The sequence below is a fragment of the Pantoea eucrina genome, from assembly GCF_001691555.1.
Taxonomy (GTDB): Bacteria; Pseudomonadota; Gammaproteobacteria; order Enterobacterales; family Enterobacteriaceae; genus Pantoea; species Pantoea borealis.
This window is the reverse complement of record NZ_MAYN01000007.1, coordinates 174,181-192,812: the sequence shown is the minus strand read 5'-3', so window position 1 is coordinate 192,812 and position 18,632 is coordinate 174,181. Positions and strand designations below refer to the sequence as shown.

General features: G+C 57.0%; 14 protein-coding genes. 7 read left to right on the top strand and 7 right to left on the bottom strand.

Features of this window, described 5'->3' with window-relative positions:
- Positions 1 to 212: 212 nt before the first annotated feature.
- Entirely contained in the window at positions 213 to 1,802 is a 1,590-nt protein-coding gene (prfC, locus tag BBA90_RS04995) for a peptide chain release factor 3 (RefSeq protein WP_065648195.1), read from the bottom strand.
- A gap of 417 nt (positions 1,803 to 2,219) precedes the next feature.
- Between prfC and ftnA the strand changes: the two genes are divergently transcribed.
- The gene (gene ftnA, locus BBA90_RS04990) at positions 2,220 to 2,729 is read left to right on the top strand and encodes a non-heme ferritin (RefSeq protein ID WP_065648194.1); all 510 of its coding nucleotides are present in this window, start codon (positions 2,220 to 2,222) and stop codon (positions 2,727 to 2,729) included.
- A gap of 58 nt (positions 2,730 to 2,787) precedes the next feature.
- Here the strand turns inward: ftnA and BBA90_RS04985 are convergent, their stop codons facing one another.
- The 3 genes from BBA90_RS04985 to BBA90_RS04975 all read right to left on the bottom strand — a co-directional run bounded on the left by BBA90_RS04985 (position 2,788) and on the right by BBA90_RS04975 (position 8,780).
- Positions 2,788 to 5,631: a sensor domain-containing protein gene (locus BBA90_RS04985; RefSeq protein ID WP_065648193.1), complete on the bottom strand. Its 2,844-nt coding sequence runs from the start codon at positions 5,629 to 5,631 to the stop codon at positions 2,788 to 2,790.
- A gap of 277 nt (positions 5,632 to 5,908) precedes the next feature.
- A complete protein-coding gene (locus BBA90_RS04980; RefSeq protein ID WP_065648192.1) occupies positions 5,909 to 6,511 on the bottom strand; it encodes a hypothetical protein in 603 nt (200 codons plus the stop codon).
- A gap of 181 nt (positions 6,512 to 6,692) precedes the next feature.
- A complete protein-coding gene (locus BBA90_RS04975) occupies positions 6,693 to 8,780 on the bottom strand; it encodes a putative bifunctional diguanylate cyclase/phosphodiesterase (RefSeq protein WP_065648191.1) in 2,088 nt (695 codons plus the stop codon).
- A 407-nt stretch (positions 8,781 to 9,187) separates the two neighbouring features.
- Here BBA90_RS04975 and BBA90_RS04970 point away from each other — a divergent pair, with 407 nt between their 5' ends.
- The 5 genes from BBA90_RS04970 to BBA90_RS04950 are packed head-to-tail and all read left to right on the top strand — an operon-like array spanning position 9,188 to position 14,387.
- Positions 9,188 to 9,757 carry a spore coat protein U domain-containing protein gene (locus BBA90_RS04970; RefSeq protein WP_065648190.1) on the top strand — a complete coding sequence of 190 codons (570 nt, stop codon included), beginning with the start codon at positions 9,188 to 9,190 and terminating at the stop codon, positions 9,755 to 9,757.
- A 52-nt stretch (positions 9,758 to 9,809) separates the two neighbouring features.
- Positions 9,810 to 10,286, top strand: coding sequence for a Csu type fimbrial protein (locus BBA90_RS04965; protein WP_065648366.1), 477 nt, complete (start codon positions 9,810 to 9,812; stop codon positions 10,284 to 10,286).
- Between the two features lie 23 nt (positions 10,287 to 10,309).
- Positions 10,310 to 10,999 (top strand): fimbrial biogenesis chaperone, encoded by a 690-nt coding sequence (locus tag BBA90_RS04960; protein ID WP_065648189.1) that lies wholly within the window; start codon positions 10,310 to 10,312, stop codon positions 10,997 to 10,999.
- The gene (locus BBA90_RS04955; protein ID WP_065648188.1) at positions 10,999 to 13,428 is read left to right on the top strand and encodes a fimbria/pilus outer membrane usher protein; all 2,430 of its coding nucleotides are present in this window, start codon (positions 10,999 to 11,001) and stop codon (positions 13,426 to 13,428) included. The genes BBA90_RS04960 and BBA90_RS04955 overlap by 1 nt, the downstream gene beginning before the upstream one ends.
- Positions 13,425 to 14,387 (top strand): Csu type fimbrial protein, encoded by a 963-nt coding sequence (locus BBA90_RS04950; RefSeq protein WP_065648187.1) that lies wholly within the window; start codon positions 13,425 to 13,427, stop codon positions 14,385 to 14,387. Before BBA90_RS04955 ends, BBA90_RS04950 begins: the two co-directional genes overlap by 4 nt.
- Positions 14,388 to 14,427: 40 nt before the next feature.
- Here the strand turns inward: BBA90_RS04950 and BBA90_RS04945 are convergent, their stop codons facing one another.
- The 3 genes from BBA90_RS04945 to exbB form a co-directional block, all read right to left on the bottom strand.
- Positions 14,428 to 15,750, bottom strand: coding sequence for an MFS transporter (locus tag BBA90_RS04945; protein ID WP_065648186.1), 1,323 nt, complete (start codon positions 15,748 to 15,750; stop codon positions 14,428 to 14,430).
- Positions 15,751 to 15,952: 202 nt separating this feature from the next.
- Positions 15,953 to 16,375: a TonB system transport protein ExbD gene (exbD, locus tag BBA90_RS04940; protein ID WP_065648185.1), complete on the bottom strand. Its 423-nt coding sequence runs from the start codon at positions 16,373 to 16,375 to the stop codon at positions 15,953 to 15,955.
- Positions 16,376 to 16,380: 5 nt separating this feature from the next.
- Entirely contained in the window at positions 16,381 to 17,109 is a 729-nt protein-coding gene (gene exbB, locus BBA90_RS04935; RefSeq protein ID WP_206099891.1) for a tol-pal system-associated acyl-CoA thioesterase, read from the bottom strand.
- Positions 17,110 to 17,357: 248 nt separating this feature from the next.
- On the opposite strand from exbB, the gene metC reads away from it, so the two are divergent.
- Entirely contained in the window at positions 17,358 to 18,548 is a 1,191-nt protein-coding gene (metC, locus tag BBA90_RS04930; RefSeq protein ID WP_065648183.1) for a cystathionine beta-lyase, read from the top strand.
- Positions 18,549 to 18,632: the final 84 nt, after the last annotated feature.

Below are 18,632 nucleotides of genomic sequence, written 5' to 3'. Positions count from 1 at the left end.
CAACAGCTAACGGCGCCGTTGCTTAGATGGACGTAACCAGACTCGCAGGCCTGTTTTTTCGTCCGACAGAACAATCATAGTAGGGATTACAGCTTTTGCTGGCTTTTGTGGTTGATATCTCGCCAGAAAGTCAGGATTGCAGCGTAATTAAGAGGAGTCTGTAACCAAAAAAACAGGACCAGTAATGACTGGTCCTGATAATAAGAGGGGAATCAGTGTTCGCGGGTTTTACGGAATATCACATCAGGATAGCGTTCCTGTGTAATATTCAGGTTAACCATCGTGGGCGCAATATAGGTGAGGTTATCTCCCCCATCCAGCGCCAGGTTAACTTCATTTTTACGCTGGAAGTCATCAAACTTCTTCGCGTCGCTGCACTCGACCCAGCGGGCGGTGGAAACGTTGATCGCTTCATAGATAGCTTCAACGTTATATTCGCTCTTGAGGCGGGCTACCACCACGTCAAACTGCAGCACGCCGACGGCCCCTACAATCAGATCGTTGTTATGGACCGGGCGGAACACCTGCACCGCGCCCTCTTCAGAGAGCTGAACCAGGCCTTTCAGCAGCTGCTTCTGCTTGAGCGGATCGCGCAGGCGGATGCGGCGGAACAGCTCTGGCGCAAAGTTCGGAATGCCGGTGAACTTCATCGTCTCACCCTGAGTAAAGGTGTCACCGATCTGAATAGTACCGTGGTTATGCAGACCAATGATATCGCCGGGGAACGCCTCTTCAACATGCGAGCGATCGCCGGCCATAAAGGTCAGCGCATCGGAAATCACCACATCTTTCCCGGTACGCACCTGCCGCAGTTTCATGCCCTTTTCATAACGGCCCGATACCACACGCATGAACGCCACGCGGTCGCGGTGTTTGGGATCCATATTCGCCTGAATCTTGAAGACAAAACCACTGAACTTCTCTTCGCGGGCTTCCACGATGCGGGAGTCCGTTTTGCGCGGCATCGGCGCAGGCGCCCAGGAGACCAGGCCATCCAGCATATGATCGACCCCAAAGTTACCCAGCGCAGTCCCGAAGAACACCGGCGTCAGTTCGCCGTTCAGAAACAGCGACTGCTCAAATTCGTGTGAGGCGCCCTGCACCAGCTCCAGCTCATCACGCAGCTGCTGTGCCAGCTCTTCGCCTACCGCCGCATCGAGATCGGGATTAGCCAGTCCTTTTACAATGCGCACGTCCTGAATGGTATGGCCTTTACCGCTCTGATAGAGATAGGTTTCATCTTTATAAAGGTGGTAAACCCCTTTAAACAGCTTGCCGCAGCCGATTGGCCAGGTGATGGGCGCGCAGGCGATCTTCAGCTCGCTTTCGACCTCATCCAGCAGCTCCATCGGATCGCGGATGTCGCGGTCCAGCTTGTTCATAAAGGTGATGATAGGCGTATCGCGCAGGCGGGTTACTTCCATCAGCTTACGGGTACGATCCTCGACCCCTTTCGCCGCATCGATAACCATCAGACAGCAGTCAACCGCCGTCAGCGTGCGATAGGTATCTTCCGAGAAGTCTTCATGTCCCGGCGTATCCAGCAGGTTGACCAGGCTTTCACGATAGGGAAACTGCATGACCGAGGTGGTGATTGAAATACCACGCTGCTTCTCCATTTCCATCCAGTCTGATTTAGCATGCTGGCTGGAGCCGCGACCTTTAACGGTACCGGCGGTCTGGATAGCCTGTCCGAACAGCAGGACTTTTTCGGTGATTGTGGTTTTACCGGCGTCCGGATGCGAGATGATCGCAAAGGTACGGCGGCGCGCCACTTCTTCTAAAAAGGGAGCATTAGACATGAGTGTGTTCTTCTTCAGGGCGGCGCGTCTGTAACGCGCGGCAGATAAATCGTTCCGGAACCTGTCCGGTGGGTAACAGTGCCAGTGGCAACGCCGCGGCGTCACTGCACAGCAGCCTGTTCGCGGCTGCGCTGGCGGTGCTCCGGTTATCCGGTCAGCGTTGAGGCGGCATAGCATACAATATTTCAGCAGGCGGGGAAATCACGACTGTACCGGGCAGCCCCGGCTGTGCCCGGAGGTTCCGGGGCGAATGGCAATCAGTTCACAATGCGAATCCGTCGCATTCAGCATGTTGAATAATTCCATTTATATTCAATGGTATAAATTAAAATTTAGTGCAAAAAACCCTTCACAAAAAAGCTGACATTGCTGCATAATTCACCGTAATTTTTCTGACTGCTTAATAAGGACGGAGCGATGCTAACTGCTGAAATGACCTCTCGCCTGAACGACCAGCTCAATCTGGAATTCTTTTCTGCCAACCTCTATCTGCAGATGAGTGCCTGGTGCAGCGATAAAGGATTCGAAGGGGCCGCCTCTTTCCTGAAAATGCATTCGCGTGAAGAGATGGAGCATATGCAGCGCCTGTTCGATTACGTCAGCGACGCGGGTTCAATGCCGGTGCTGGGAAGCATAGCGGCACCGGCCATCAGCTGGAATTCACTGAGCGATGTGCTGAGCGAAGCGCTGAAGCATGAGCAGCTGATCACAAAGAAAATCAACGAACTGGTGCACACCGCGCTGACATCGCAGGACTACTCCACGTTTAATTTCCTGCAGTGGTATGTTGCTGAGCAGCATGAAGAAGAGAAATTGTTTAAAACCGTACTGGATAAGCTGGCGCTGGTGGGTAATAAAGGTGAAGGTCTGTTCCTGGTGGACAAAGATCTGGGCCGCATGAATGTCGAAGGTCACGGTCAGTCATAAAAAAGATGACATACAGCAAGCAGCAGCGCCCGGTTTTGCCGGGCGTTTTTTTATGGGCTTATTCCAGCGCTTTCAGCCGCAGCTCTGAAGGCTGCGGGCGGCCAAACAGATAGCCCTGAAACAGCGTACAGCCCTCTTCTTGTAGCTTTACAAACTGCTCATTGTTTTCCACGCCTTCTGCAGTGATCTGAATATCCAGACTGCGACTCATGCCGGTTATTGCCCGGATAATCGCCAGCGCTTCGCGGCTGTCGGCCATGTCGTTGATAAAGGACTTATCGATTTTGATCTTATCGAACGGGAAAGAGCGCAGATAGCTCAGCGAAGAGTAACCGGTGCCAAAATCATCCAGCGCAATCTGTACGCCCAGCGCTTTAAGATTCTGCAGCGTACGGATATTGCCCAGCGTATCATCCAGCAGGACCGACTCCGTGATCTCCATTTCCAGACGATGCGGTGCCAGCCCGGACTCCTGCAGCGCGCCTTCGACTACCGATACCAGCGAGCTGTTTTTAAACTGCAGCGGTGAGAGGTTTACCGAAACGGACTGTTCAGTGTTCCAGCTCTGCGCCTCACGACACGCCTCATACAGCGCATAGGCACCCAGCATATGAATAAGCCCGGTCTCTTCAGCTATCGGGATAAAATCGACCGGCATAATCAATCCTTTTACCGGGTGATGCCAGCGCATCAGCGCTTCATAACCGATAATGCCGTTCTGACTGGTAATAGGCTGATAGTAGAGCCGGAGCTGCCGCCCGGTAATGGCGTCGCGCAGATCGTTTTCAATGATGCGCCGGCTGCGTGCCTGATCGTCCATCTCTGCCGTAAAGTGTTCATAGCGGTTACGGCCGTTGCGCTTCGCTTCATAGAGCGCCATATCGGCGCAGCGCAGCATATGTTCCGGTGTGTTGATGGCCTGGGTCGTCAGCGCGATGCCCACGCTCAGGCCCACGGCAAGGTTATGCCCTTCGACATTCATTGGCGGCTGGATCGCCTCGATCAGACGCCGGGCCACTGTGGCCGCTTCGCCGGCGTTATGGATATCGGGCAGCACAATAGCAAATTCATCGCCGCCGATGCGTGCCAGCGTATCACGCTCACGCAGTACGCTGCGCAGCCGCTTAGCCACCACGCGCAGCAGATCGTCACCAATCTGGTGACCCAGCGCATCATTCACATTTTTAAAATTGTCGAGGTCGAGACAAAGCGTGGCGCTGATCTGGTTCTGTGCCGTACCGTTACGCAGCGCTTCGCTGAGTTTTTGCCGGAACAGAATCCGGTTAGGCAGGCTGGTCAGGTTGTCATGATGCGCCATGTGATGAATACGTGCATCCGCTTCACGCTGGTCGGTCACATCTTCAACAATCAGCATGACATAATTTTGCCGCATATCTTTGCCGGTGATGGTGGTGGCGCGGGTATGCAGTACCCGCTCACCGCTGGCGGTCAGCAGCAGCTGCTCGCGGGCGTGAATGCCTTCACTGCGCAGCGCAATATCTGCCAGACTATTAAAGTAGTCGCTCAGTTCGGCAGACATGCACTCATGCGGACGCTTATGCATGAGCAGCGAACGGCTCAGCCCAAACAGCTGCTCGGCCTTGGCGTTAACCATCAGAATTTCGCGGCTGATGGCATCCTCCACGATCACGCAGGAGGGAATGTTGCTGATGATGGTGTCGAGAAAGGTCGACAGCTCGGACATTCTGGTACTCTGCGCCTGCGCCAGATCGCGCGCGCGCAAAAGTTGCTGCTCATTTTCACGTCGTTCAGTGACATCGCGCGTGATTTTGGCAAACCCGATCAGGTGTCCATTCTCATCATGAATTGCGTCAATAACCACATGCGCCCAGAAGGCCGAACCATCCTTTCGGTAGCGCCATCCCTCATCCTCGAACCGCCCGGTTTTTAACGCAATGCCCAGGTTTGCATCCGGCAGATGGAGCTGGCGATCGTGCGCGCTGTAAAAGAGTGAAAAGTGCTGTCCCACAATCTCATCTGCGCGGTATCCTTTAGCGCGCTGCGCCCCGGTGTTCCAGTTAACAACCCGCCCTTTCAGGTCCAGCATGTAGATAGCGTAATCGGTGACGCCTTCCACCAGCAGCCGAAACGTTTTTTCATGTTCGCGCTGCTGGCGCAGCAGCGCCTGCTGTTCAGTGCAGTCGCGCGTAATTTTCGCATAGCCAATCAGTTTGCCGGCATCGTCACGAATTGCGTCGATGATAACGTGCGCCCAGAACGCGGAACCATCTTTGCGGTAGCGCCACCCCTCGTCCTCAAAACGTCCGGTTTTAAACGCGGTCGCCAGATTCTTTTCCGGAATATGCTTCAGACGATCCTGCGCGCTGTAAAAACGGGAAAAGTGTTGTCCGACAATCTCCTCCGCCACGTAACCTTTTGTCCGCTGAGCGCCGGCATTCCAGTTTTCAACGTTACCCTCCAGGTCCAGCATATAAATCGCATAATCGGTCACGCCCTCTACCAGCAAACGAAAGCGCTGCTCCTGTTCACGCTGCCTGCGCTGCTGCGTCTGCTGCTGCGTACAGTCGCGGGTAATTTTGGCAAAGCCCAGTAACTCACCCTGCTCATCCCGGATGGCGTCGATCACGACGTGTGCCCAGAACGCGCTGCCATCTTTGCGATAGCGCCAGCCTTCGGTTTCAAATTTACCCACGGTGGCGGCAACAGAGAGACCGCGCTGCGGCGCGCCGTTTTTACGATCCTCTTCGCTATAAAACAGCGCAAAATTTTTACCCACGATCTCCTCTGGCGTATACCCTTTGGCGCGCTGGGCACCGGGATTCCAGTTAGTAACGGTACCGTCAGGTTTGAGCATGTAAATGGCGTAATCTACGACGCTCTGTACCAGCAACCGATACATGACGTCAGAGTTATTGTTCATATTTTGTGCCTGTTCTGGCCTGATACAGCATCGGCTTTTCAGAAGATTCTTAATTATTTCAGACTTAAACGCAAAAGTGCAGCGCTGACAAGCGCTAATCGATTTCAGACGAAATCTGGTAGTGGTGTTATCGGCAGTGGCGAGAAAACGTTCAGAGAAATGCATCATTCACTGTGGCTACCTGCTATTTATGGCAGGTCAGCCGTACAGGGGTGTGCAGAAAAACAGCATGCCGGAAAAGCCGGCATGGAGAGAGAGGAAATACGCTGTCGCTGGTCTAGCGGGCTGCCAGCTGCTGCATTACCGGCAGCCACAAATCGGTCATCATCCCGTTGCCGCCGGTAAGCGGGTCGCGCGGGGGCATCGGCACGCGCTGAATTTGCTCTCTGGCCGCACGAAGCCGCGAGGGCTCATCGCGTATCGTCTCAGGCGTCATTCCGTCCGGATAGGCCCCCACCATGAAAAAATCTTCTGATGCGTAAACCTGTTTATGTCCGACGCCAGCCGGGATCAGTACCGCATCGCCTTCACGCAGCACCACCATACGGCCGCTGTCGCCGCCCAGCAGAATCTCTGCCCAGCCCGCCCCGACACCCAGCACTTCATGGGTATTCGGGTGATAATGCGTATAAGGAAATACCGGTGCACGCCATGCGGCAGGCCAGCCGCTGGCGGTAAAAGTCGTTTCAAACCAGCGTGCGCTATCCTCAGTTTCATCCGGCACCACGCGCGGCCAGATAATCAGCGGCAGCGGGCTGTTCGGCACGCCGCCGCTGGCGTGGGACAGACGAAGATACTGCGGGTTAAAAGAGGCGCCTGCTGAAAAAGTGCCGGCAGCAAACGACATCGATAACAGCAGGCTGGAAGAACAGGACGCCATGAACGTGCTCCGACAAATAATGTTAATTAATTGTGGCAAGTTCAGGCGGCAATGCAATGTGGCAATATCTGAAAAAGTCTCTGTTAATTAATCGCTTAGTAACTTAAGCCAAATTTTTCGTCCCGGCTTTACCGGTTTGTGATGGCGATCCCGATCCGGGAAGAGCGTTGCGGATGTGCATTCAGGCCGTTTTATCCAGCTCACACCGCACGCTCACAAAATCGGGTAGCTCATTCACACGTTCAGGTGGCAGCGGCCTGCCGAGCAGGTAACCCTGCAGCGTGTCGCAGCCGAGGCTGGTCAGAAAAGCCTGCTGATCGGGCGTCTCCACCCCTTCAGCCACCACTTTGAGATCCAGCGACTGTGCCAGCGCGACAATAGCGGCCACAATAGTGGCATCCTCAGAATGTGCCTGCAGCTCGTTCACGAATGCGCGATCGATTTTCAGTTCACTGGCGGGCAGCCGCTTCAGATAGAGCAGGCTGGAGTAGCCGGTCCCGAAGTCGTCAATCGACGCCTTTACGCCCATGCTGGTAAGTTCAGTCAGGATACGCACGCTCTCTTCCGGATCGCGCATCGCCGTGGTCTCAGTCACCTCCAGCGTCAGCTGCTCTGGCGGGATCTGATGCGTTTTCAGCGCCTGCGTTACGGTGGTAATCAGGCTGCACTGTTCAAACTGCAGCGCAGAAAGGTTAACCGCAACTGACCAGTTGATATGCCCCTCCTGATGCCAGCAGTGCAGCTGGCGACACGCTTCGTTGATCACCCAGTTGCCTATGTTGATGATCAACCCGGTTTTTTCCGCCCCCGGCAGGAACATATCAGGCGTGAGCAGTCCACGCTGCGGGTGCTGCCAGCGCAGCAGCGCTTCAAACCCGAGAATCGGCCCGCCGGGCGCGCAATATTTCGGCTGGTAAAACAGCCGCAGTTCATTATTCTCCAGCGCATGCCAGAGATCGTTGTTAAGCTGCAGCTGCGACTGCGCCAGAATATTCATTGAGGGCTGGAAGAAGGTGTACCCGTTGCGACCATTGTGTTTGGTGTGGTACATCGCCGCATCGGCGTTAAACATCAGCTCACGCTCATCTCTGCCGTCGCCGGGATAAACAGCAATCCCGAGACTTAAAGAGACCATTAATTCATAACGCGATATGGCGAATGGCCGATCGACGGCCTTAACCAGCATATCTGCCACCGAGGCGGCGTCGTTAGGATCGTCAATCTCCAGCAGCAGCACAAACTCATCTCCGCCCATTCGCGCCAGCGTATAGTGCCCCTGCATCTGACCCATCATGCGTTCCGTCACGCTGACCAGCAGCTTGTCACCGGTATGATGCCCAAAAGCATCGTTAATGGCTTTAAAACCATCAAGATCCATAAACATCAGTGCAAACTGCGACTTCTCACGATTGGCTTTACTGATAGCCTGATCGAGCCGATCCTCCAGCAAAATGCGATTGGGCAGCCGGGTCAGATTGTCATGCAGCGCCAGCTGAGCCAGTTCACGGTTCGCCTCTGCCAGCGAACGCGCCAGGATCGACGTGCGCGCCTGCATACGCGCATCCAGCATAGACACCAGCAGCGTAATGCCGAGTATCGCCAGCGTCACGACGGTAACAATCATCGCCAGCCAGTCGCTGTTTACCCCGTGGTGTGTGACGTGGCTGCTCGCCGGAAAACCGGCCGCGGCCATACCGGTGTAGTGCATGCCGGCAATGGCACACCCCATGACAATAGAGGCGCCAAAACGCAACAGCGTTACCCGGCCATAGCTGTGGCGCAGGTGAAAGGCCAGCCAGAGCGCGGCCCCTGACGCGAGCAGCGCAATCAGCACAGAAATTGCGATCCAGCCCCGGTTCCAGATAATACCCGGCATAAACATCAGCGCTGCCATGCCGGTATAGTGCATGGCTACCACACCCGACCCCAGGACCAGCGCTCCGCCTGCCAGCCGCTGCCACGGCAGCTCTCCCACGCAAACCAGCCGCAGGGCAAAAATTGAAGCCAGAATAGCGACCAGCATCGATGCTGCAGTGAGTACGGGATCGTAGCTCATCTCCATATCGAGGTTCATGGAGAGCATGCCGATAAAGTGCATCGCCCAAATGCCTACGCCCATGGCAAAACCGCCGCCCAGCAGCCAGATGAGCGCGACGCGACCTGACGAGGAGGCTACCCGGCCGGCCATATCCAGCGCAGTAAATGAGGCCAGCATGGCCACAATAATTGAAACGATAACCGTAAATGAATCGTATGACGTCACGAGCATAGGGAAGTCCGGATTAACGCTGTTTCCAGCTATAAAGTCGTGCAAACGGCATCCCTGCAGCTTTTGAACCGCTATCGTCCTTCCTGAACGAGGCAGCAATCCAGCCCTCTTCCCGCGCCAGATGACAGCAGGCTAACAGGCACCAGCGCCAGCCACTGTTATGACTGCATTATCGGCATGCCGGAGAAAAGAATGAGTAAAAAAAGCGTATCAGATATTAGACGTACTACCAGCCTGAACTATAGTAAATAAAACTGATGTAAATCATAAAGCAGCCTCAGGATTAGTATTGAGGCAGCACAAAGGATTGCCTGAATTTTCTTTTTCTACGGTAGCTTACGGGTTCGCTTCTTATTGACAGGCCAGGTGAAAAAGCATCGACTCCGGATAATCAGTAAGGAATGATTATGAAAACCAAGCTTTTTCTTATGGCCGCCGGCCTGTATGCAGGATTGACGTCCGTGGCGGCACTGGCAGCCACCACCACCGGGGCGATCAACGCCACGCTCACGCTGACCACCGGGTGTCTGGTCAATGGTCAGTCGGCCACAACCGGCGTAAATTTCGGTACCCTGAACTTTGGCAGCAGCGCAGCCACCTTTGATACGCTGAATGCCACGCTGGTGGGCGCAGCCGGCAGCGGTATCTATGTGCGCTGCACAACCGGACAGACCTTTAATGTACAGGTCACCAGCAGCAGCGGCGCGCCGGGCACGGTTTACGGCACCGTCAGCGGCCAGCCACGCTATCTCATTCTGGGTTCTGATAATACCCAGGGCATCGCCTATACCCTTTACAGTGACGCCGCCTTTACCACTGCGATAGCGAACAACACCAACATCGCCGCCAGCGGTACTACCGATCCAACCCTGGGCACCAACTATGCCATTTATGGTCGGGTGGTTGGCGGCGGCTTTAATCCGCTTATCCCGGCAGGTACCTATACCGATACAATAAACGTGGCGGTGAATTACTGAGTACGGTGTACGCGCAGTGAGGGTCACGACCCACTTCTGGCGGGTAGCGGGGCTGATAGCGCTGCCCGCCTGCCTGCCGGTGCATGCGCTGTCCACGGCAAGCTTTCAGGTCGCTGCATCCATTGTGGCGGGCTGTGTGGTGTCTGGCAGCAACACCGGCGTGTTTGGCACGCTCAATTTCGGCACGCAATCAGGTGTGGCTACGGGAAATCTCAGCGCAAGCTACCTGCAGAGCACGACGTTAAACCTGGCCTGCACGCCAGGCACCGCCGTCAGCATGAGTATCAATGGTGGCGCTAACTACACCTCAACCCGCAATCTCAAACATACCAGCAGCACCAATACCGTCGCCTATCGGCTCTACAGCAATGCCGCCCTGACTGCACCTATACCTGTCAACAGCGCTATAGCCCTGAACTACAGCAATGCGAACACGATTACGCTGCCTGTCTATGGTCAGCTGACGCTGCCTGGCGCTGCGCGAGCCGGAACCTATACCGACACGCTGACCGTCACCCTGAGCTGGTGATGCTGAAAAAAAAAGGATGAACCATGAGAAATCTGTGTGCGCTGTTTTTGCTGTTAATGGCTCCTGCAGGCCAGGCAGCCAATTCGCTGATGATCTGGCCCATTGATCCCGCCATAGCCTCTGAAGATAAAGCCAGCGAGCTCTGGCTGGAGAACCGCGGCAGTAGCAGTACGATTATGCAGGTGCGCATTTTTGCCTGGCAGCAGCGTGAGGGACAGGAGCAGTATCAGACGCAGCAGCAGGTGGCCGCCAGTCCGCCAATGGTACGGCTGGAGCCGGGGCAAAAACAGCTGGTGCGCCTGATCAAGCAGACCCCCCCGCCTGCCGGTGAGGAGAGCGCCTATCGCGTGGTTCTGGATGAGATCCCGGCACCGCGTAAACCTGGTGAGAATCAGGCCGGGCTTAATTTTCAGATGCGCTACTCCGTTCCGCTTTTCATCTACGGCAGCGGCCTGACGCGCGACAGCGCAAAAGCGGTGCTGAGCTGGCGCGAAGTCAGCAGCGGCGGCAGGCGCTGGCTGGAGCTGACTAACAGCGGCAGCGGTCATGCGCGCCTGAGCAATGTTCGCGCCGGCGGAACAGCCCTGGGCAGCGGCCTGTTTGGCTACGTGCTGGCACACAGCAGCCAGCGCTGGCCCGTCAGTCAGCCTTTACGCGGTGAGCTGGCAGCCGATGTCAACAATCGCGCCTGGCGCAGCACCGCCGCACGCTGATGACGCCTGCGCCCTCGCGTTATCTGCTGCTGAGCAGCGTACTGATTATCCTGCCAGCGACCGGGCGTGCAGAGAGCTGGTCTGCGCTGCCGCCCCCGCCCGCGCTGGAGAGCAGCGCACAGGGACAGCAGCTGATGCTGGAGCTGATTATCAATCAGCGTGCGCGGGGTGATATTGTCGCCGTGGAACATCAGCAGGATCATTTCTGGCTGCGCCGCAGCGATTTGCTGCAGGCAGGTGTGGCGGCAGAAAAGCTGCCGGATGAGCGGGTCGATCTCCGTCAGCTGCCCGGCGCTGATGTCACCTATGATGAAACCCGGCAGCGGCTGCTGCTGACGGTGCCGCCGGACTGGCTGCCGGCGCAGCGGCTCGGGCAGTCTGAGCAGCGTCCCCGTTTTCCGGGACGTGCCAGCAACGGAGCGCTGCTGAATTACGACTTTTATCTGACCCACACTGCCCGTGCCGGCTCACGCCTCTCCTCATGGAATGAGTTGCGGCTGTTCGGCCCGGCGGGACAGTTCTCCTCTAACGGCGTCTATACGCAGCAGCTGAATGGATCGCTCAGCGGCCAGCAGGAAGGCTATCTGCGTTACGACACCTGGTTCAGTAACGAGAATGAAGACGCAGCGATCAGCTGGCGGTTGGGCGATGTTATTACTGACGCCCTGAGCTGGAGCAACAGCGTGCGGCTGGGCGGGATTCAGATAGCACGCGACTTCAGCGTGCGTCCCGATTTAGTAACCTATCCGCTGCCCGCCTTCAGCGGCCAGGCGGCGGTGCCCTCCTCGGTCGATCTGTTTATCAACGGTTATCGCAGTGCGCAAACAGCAGTGCAGCCCGGTCCGTGGTCGCTGACCAACGTGCCGTTTGTCAATGGTGCCGGGGATGCGGTGATCACCACCACCGATGCGCTGGGACGCCAGGTTACCACGACACTGCCCTTTTACGTGTCGGCCAGCCTGCTCAAACGCGGTCTGGCTGATTACGCCTTTTCCGCCGGAGCTGTCCGGCAAAATTATGGTGTGAAAAGCGCTGACTACGGTGCTGCCGCGGCGAGTGGCTCCTATCGCTACGGTCTCAGCGACTGGCTGACGCTGGAGTCGCACGCCGAGGGCAGTAATGAGGTTGTCATGGGTGGCGCGGGTGGCCTGCTGAAAGCAGGAAGCCTGGGCGTGATCAACGCGGCAGTGGCGCAGAGCAACGCGCAGGGCCAGGGCGGCACGCAGTACAGCTGGGGATATCAGTATAACAACAGCTGGTTCAGTCTCGGCACTCAGCATATTCTGCGCGATACAACTTTCAGTAATCTGGCGCTGGTCGGCAGCCGCAGTGAAAGCGCTGACAGTCGCTATTCACTTGCGCGCCGCAGCGCACAGTATACGGCAAGCCTTTCGCTCAGCGACTACGGCAGCCTGGGACTCGCTTATCTCGATATCAATGGCGGCTACGGTGAGCGGACGCGCCTGTGGAACCTGACCTGGAGCAAAAACCTGTGGGGCAACAGCAGTCTCTATATTTCTGCCAGCCGCGATCGCGATCTCGGTAGCTGGGACGGGGCGATTTCACTGGTGATCCCGTTTGGCGAGCAGAGCAGCGCATCAGTCAGCGTGGAGCGCGATCGCCAGGGACGCAGCAACCAGCGGCTGTATGCCTCACGCGCGATGCCAACCGATGGCGGTATCGCCTGGGACGCCTCCTGGGCGCGTCAGGGGGGCGACAGCGGCGATTACCGTCAGGGCAGCCTGCGCTATCGCAATAACCGGATTGATACGTCAGCAGGCTTCTGGGGCGATGATGACAACACCACGCAATGGGCGGATCTCTCCGGTGCGCTGGTGCTGATGGATAACCGCCTCTTTGCTGCTAATGATATCAACGATGCCTTTGTGCTGGTGAAAACCCGCTATCCCGGCGTGACCGTACGCTATGAGAACCAGGCGATGGGGAAAACCGACGGCCAGGGCTATCTGCTGGTACCTGCGGTCAGCAGCTACTACGGTGCAAAATATGATATCGATACGCTGGATCTGCCTGCCAGTGTGGCCGCGTCCCGGGTTGAGCAGCGCATTGCCGTGAAGCGTAAAAGCGGTTTTCTGCTCGATTTTCCGGTTGAGCCGCTGCGCGCTGCCAGCGTTATTTTGCAGGACACACGCGGCCAGCCGCTGCCACTTGCCAGCCAGGTATTACGCGCAGGGAAGGAGAGCAGTTATGTGGGCTGGGATGGCATCGTCTGGCTGGAGAACTTGCAGGCCCGCAATACGCTGCAGGTTGTCACGCCCGATGGCCGGCGGTGCGAAACCACATTCAGCGTTGCGCGCGGCGAACCGGAAGCGCTGAAAACCTATGGCCCGCTGATCTGCGCGCTACCCGCCCCGCAGGCGGGCGACGGTGCGCTGGCTCAGACGCCCTCAGCAGGAGTACGCCCATGATAAAGTTATTGTTGATGCTGTCGCTGCTGCTGCCTGGCGTCAGCTATGCGCTCTGCCCGCTCTCCGCTTCGCCGGCCAGCTTTGGCAGCCAGACCACCTTTTCTGTGCAATCACAGGTTATCCCCACGTCCACTAATACAAATGTCAACTGCGGCTCCGCCACGCTTAACCTGCTGGGCAACGACTACATTACCTATGCGTTTACCACTGCCAGCTATCTGAACGGCACCCGCGCCACGCTGAAAGCGAGCGCCGGCGGCAGCGACAATGTCCCGATCCAGCTCTGTATCGACAGCGCCTGCGCCACCGAACTGCGTCAGGGCAACAGCTACCGCTGGAACGCCTCGGCGCTGCTGACGCTGGGCAACAGCCTTAACTTTACTATTCCGCTCTATTTTCGCACCGTTCCGGGACAGGTTATCGCGGCAGGCACGTACACCACCACCCTGACGCTGACGGTCAGCTACAGCATTTGTACCGGGCTAAACGTGGCGGGAGCCTGTGTCGGAACCGTACAGAGCAGCAGCGGCACCGCCCTGCCGCTGACTCTGACCCTGGTGGCCACTAACGACTGCACCACCATTACTGCGCCCAACCTCAACTTTGGCAGCGCGCCGCTGGCGGGCAGCTTCTCTGCTGTTCAGCAGACCATCAGCGTGGTCTGCTCTAAAGAGAGCACCTATAGCGTCGGCCTGAGCAACGGCAATAATTTCAGCGGCAGCGCGCGGCAGATGGCAAACGGTGCCAGCCGGCTGGCCTATGACATTTATAAAGGGACAACCACGACCTCCCGCTGGGGGCCATCCGGCAGCGATCGCTGGAGCAGCAGCACCTCAACCTCGCTTAATCCCGATACGGTAACGCGCAACTTTACCTATACGGCCCGGATACTGACGACGCAGGCGACGCCGGCGGCCGGAAACTACACGGATAATGTGATCGTGGACGTGGCGTTTTAGCGGGAAAAAGAGCCGGCCGCAGGATGCGGCCGGAAAAGCGTCAGAGTGAGGCGCTGGCGGGTGTTACCGCGTGGCGCTGCTGGTACTGTCTGACCATCCGGCCAATCAGCAGCGTGCCTGCCAGCCCGCAGACGGCAGCAAAAGAGAGCCAGACGCCGGGCATCGCTTTATCGCCGGTGGCATGAATAAGGTAGCTGGAGATGGCTGGCGTAAAGCCGCCAAACAGCGCAGTAGCGAGGCTGTAGGCCAGTGAAAAGCCGGACGCGCGCACCTCTGCCGGCATAATCTCCGCCAGGTAAACCACCATAGCGCCGTTGTAGCTGGCATAGAGAAAAGAGAGCCACAGCTCCGCTTCGACCAGATGTGCAAAGCTTGCGGAACCGGTCAGCCAGTGCAGCACCGGCCAGGCCGTCAGGATCATCAGCACGGTAAAGATAATCAGCAGCGGCCGCCGGCCGACCCGATCGGAAACCGATCCCATCACCGGCAGCCAGAACAGATTGGATAGACCGACAAACAGCGTGACCAGGAAGCTCTGTTTATCGCTCATCATCAGCACTGTTTTGCCAAAGGTCGGCGTGAAAGCGGTGATCATATAGAACATAACGGTAGTGGTGACCACCATCAGCATGCCCGCCAGCACCAGCGCCCAGTTCTGTCCGACAGACCGCACAATCTGACGCATGGTGGGATGCGTTTTGCGCTGGCTGAACGCTTCGGTCTCTTCCAGCATGCGGCGGATCCAGAACAGAAACGGCACAATCATACAGCCCACCACAAACGGAATACGCCAGCCCCATTCAGTGACGGCTTCTTTCGCCAGCAGGTGGTTCAGAGCGAGTCCCAGCAGCGCGGCGAAAATCACCGCGACCTGCTGACTTCCTGACTGCCAGCTGACCCAGAACCCCTTACGTCCTTCGGGCGCCGCTTCTGCGAGGTAAACCGAGACGCCGCCGAGTTCTACGCCTGCGGAAAAGCCCTGCAGCAGACGTCCGATCAGGATCAAAATCGGTGCCGCTGCGCCAAGCGTGGCGTAACCCGGTACCAGCGCAATTGTCAGCGTGCCGATCGCCATCAGCCCCAGCGTCAGCAGCAGGCCTTTCCGCCGGCCGTGATGATCGATATAAGCACCCAGCACGATCGCGCCCAGCGGGCGCATAAGAAAGCCGGCGCCAAAAGTCATCAGCGTCAGCATCAGCGAGGCAAAGGGATCGTCGCCAGGGAAAAAGGTTTTAGCGATGGCGGTGGCGTAGTAGCCAAAGACCATAAAATCATACATCTCAAGGAAGTTACCGCTGGTAACGCTAAAGATGGTTTTCGCCCCGCTGCGCGCAGGTTTTTGTAAAGATGACTGGCTGCTCATACTGTCCTTCCTGGTTTTTTACCCGTTGTAGCCTGCTCAGCCAGGAATAAATGTGATCTTAATCACCCTTGCGCTTTACAAAGACTGACAAAAGGTAACAGGAAATTAACAATACGGCGTTGTTCTGACAGCTGCCCTGTGGAGAAGTACATACAAAAAAAGCCGCTGTTATCAGCGGCTTTCTTCTGCAGGAACAGCGTGGCTATTTGCTGGCGGCTTCCATTCCCATCAGGCCAATCTTCAGATAGCCTGCCTCACGCAGCTGGTCCATAACCGCCATCAGTGTTTCATAATCCACTGACTTATCGGCCTGGAAGAAAATAGTCGTCTGCTTATCTCCCGCAGTCTGCGTAGTCAGCGCCTTCACCAGCGTCTCTTTGGTCACCGCATCATTGCCGATATAGATCTGCTTATCCGCTTTAATTGAAAGGTAAACCGGCTTATCCGGGCGGGGCTGTGGTGCGCTGGTGGACGCTGGCAGATTAACGCGCACATCCACCGTTGCCAGCGGTGCCGCCACCATAAAGATAATCAGCAGCACCAGCATAACGTCGATAAACGGCGTAACGTTGATCTCATGCATTTCGCTGTCGCCAGCGGCATCGTCGTTTAAACGCATCGCCATAATCGTTACCCTGCGCGCAGCTTATGCGCCGCGGCCGGACGGCTGGTTTCCGCTGCGACGTGCGCCGTACCGAGATCCAGATCGCGACTCTGCAGCAGCAGCACCTGGGCCGCGACATCCCCCAGCGACGCTTTGTAATTGGCAATCATGCGCGCAAAGACGTTGTAGATGACCACGGCAGGAATAGCGGCAACCAGGCCAACCGCAGTCGCCAGCAGCGCTTCGGCGATACCGGGTGCGACCACGGCAAGGTTGGTGGTCTGCGTTTTAGCGATGCCGATAAAGCTGTTCATGATGCCCCAGACGGTGCCGAACAGGCCGATAAAAGGCGCCACAGAACCAATGGTTGCCAGAAAACCGTTGCCGCGCCCGGCATGACGGCTGAAGGCCCCCACGCGACGCTCAAGGCGAAAGCTGGTGCGCTCTTTAATACCCGCCAGATCTTCCGTACCGGCCGACAGCGCCAGCTCCTCGCGCGCATCGGCCAGCAGCAGGGCGCTGTGGCTGCTGGCTTTAAAGGCCTCTGCTGTACGGTAAGCGTCAGCCAGTGAGCGTGCTTCGCCCAGCGCCTGATGCTCTTTTTTCAGACGACGTTTCGCGGCGCTCAGTTCAGCATATTTGCCAAAAAAGATAGCCCAGGTTACGACGGATGCCAGTAACAGGCCAATCATGACAATTTTCACCACGATGTCGGCATGCTGGTACATCCCCCAGACGGAGAGGTCTGTCTGCATTAAATCACTGGCTACCACGCTGCATCTCCAGATTCTGTTGTAGAGTTCACGACTGAAGAGACGATCATAGCAAAAAAAAGGATCTAAGTGATAGTCGTTCTCATTACTATTTACAAAGCGTCCTCCTGCTGTTCTTGTGCCGCGGCCGCCGGGCTGGCGCGACTCTGATAATCGGTAAACAGGCTCAACCCCGGCCCCTGATTCGTGGTAACGTGAACGCTTTGTAAGATGGGTCAGGACAGGCAGTGATGGCTACGAAAAAACTGGATACCGCGCTGGTGAGCGCAGGACGTAATAAACGTTATACGCAGGGCGCGGTGAACAGCGTTATACAGCGCGCCTCATCCCTGGTTTTTGACACCGTCGCGGATAAACAACGCGCCACCGCCGGGCGTGCCGAAGGCGAACTCTTTTATGGCCGTCGCGGCACGCTCACGCACTTTTCGCTGCAGGATGCCATGACCGAACTGGAAGGGGGCGCGGGCTGTGCACTCTATCCCTGCGGCGCAGCCGCCGTTGCCAACGCCATTCTGGCGTTTGTTGAAACGGGCGATCACGTACTGATGAGCGGAGCGGTTTACGAACCCACGCAGGATTTCTGCACCAAAATCCTCACCAAAATGCAGGTCACCACCACCTGGTTTGATCACTGCATCGGCAGTGAGATCGGTGAACTGGTGCAGCCCAATACCCGCGTGGTGTTTCTGGAATCGCCGGCGTCTGTAACGATGGAAGTGCAGGATATCCCGGCCATTGTGGCGGCCGTGCGCGCCAAAGCGCCCGAAGCAATTATCATGCTGGATAACACCTGGGCGGCGGGCGTGCTGTTTAACGCGCTGGCGTTCGGAGTGGATATCTCTATTCAGGCTGGCACGAAGTATATCATTGGCCACAGTGATGCCATGATCGGCACCGCGGTGGCAAACGCCCGCTGCTGGCCGCAGCTGCGTGAGAACTCCTACCTGATGGGGCAGATGGTCGATGCGGATACCGCCTATATGGCGAGCCGCGGCCTGCGTACTCTGGGTACCCGCCTGCGCCAGCATGAAGAGAGTGCGCTGCAGGTGGCTGAGTGGCTGAGTGGCCGGCCTGAAGTGGCGCGGGTCAACCATCCGGCGCTGGCGCAGAGTCCGGGACACCGTTTCTGGCAGCGCGACTTCAGCGGCAGCAGTGGCCTGTTTTCATTTGTGCTGCATGAGCGTCTGAATGCACAGCAGCTGGCAAATTATCTCGATCGCTTCCATCATTTCAGCATGGCCTATTCATGGGGCGGTTATGAATCCCTGATTCTGGCCAGCCAGCCAGAAGAGCTGGCGGCGATTCGTCCGGCAGGCGGTATCGACTTTGATGGCACCCTGATACGTCTGCATATCGGTCTGGAGCACGTCAGCGACCTGCTGGCCGATCTGCAGGCGGGTTTTGACCGCTTAACAAGTTAAACCAACCTTCAACCCTCGGCAGCCGCCCGTGTCAGATCAACGCGCAGGCGGCTGCGGGGGGCTATTATAAAAGCCTTGTAACTC

What these genes read in the sequence shown, in the direction of transcription:
- prfC (WP_065648195.1), bottom strand. Translation starts at nt 1,802, where the DNA reads ATGTCTAATGCTCCCTTTTTAGAAGAAGTGGCGCGCCGCCGTACCTTT.
- ftnA (WP_065648194.1), top strand. Translation starts at nt 2,220, where the DNA reads ATGCTAACTGCTGAAATGACCTCTCGCCTGAACGACCAGCTCAATCTG.
- BBA90_RS04985 (WP_065648193.1), bottom strand. Translation starts at nt 5,631, where the DNA reads ATGAACAATAACTCTGACGTCATGTATCGGTTGCTGGTACAGAGCGTC.
- BBA90_RS04980 (WP_065648192.1), bottom strand. Translation starts at nt 6,511, where the DNA reads ATGGCGTCCTGTTCTTCCAGCCTGCTGTTATCGATGTCGTTTGCTGCC.
- BBA90_RS04975 (WP_065648191.1), bottom strand. Translation starts at nt 8,780, where the DNA reads ATGCTCGTGACGTCATACGATTCATTTACGGTTATCGTTTCAATTATT.
- BBA90_RS04970 (WP_065648190.1), top strand. Translation starts at nt 9,188, where the DNA reads ATGAAAACCAAGCTTTTTCTTATGGCCGCCGGCCTGTATGCAGGATTG.
- BBA90_RS04960 (WP_065648189.1), top strand. Translation starts at nt 10,310, where the DNA reads ATGAGAAATCTGTGTGCGCTGTTTTTGCTGTTAATGGCTCCTGCAGGC.
- BBA90_RS04955 (WP_065648188.1), top strand. Translation starts at nt 10,999, where the DNA reads ATGACGCCTGCGCCCTCGCGTTATCTGCTGCTGAGCAGCGTACTGATT.
- BBA90_RS04950 (WP_065648187.1), top strand. Translation starts at nt 13,425, where the DNA reads ATGATAAAGTTATTGTTGATGCTGTCGCTGCTGCTGCCTGGCGTCAGC.
- BBA90_RS04945 (WP_065648186.1), bottom strand. Translation starts at nt 15,750, where the DNA reads ATGAGCAGCCAGTCATCTTTACAAAAACCTGCGCGCAGCGGGGCGAAA.
- exbD (WP_065648185.1), bottom strand. Translation starts at nt 16,375, where the DNA reads ATGGCGATGCGTTTAAACGACGATGCCGCTGGCGACAGCGAAATGCAT.
- exbB (WP_206099891.1), bottom strand. Translation starts at nt 17,109, where the DNA reads ATGCAGACAGACCTCTCCGTCTGGGGGATGTACCAGCATGCCGACATC.
- metC (WP_065648183.1), top strand. Translation starts at nt 17,358, where the DNA reads ATGGCTACGAAAAAACTGGATACCGCGCTGGTGAGCGCAGGACGTAAT.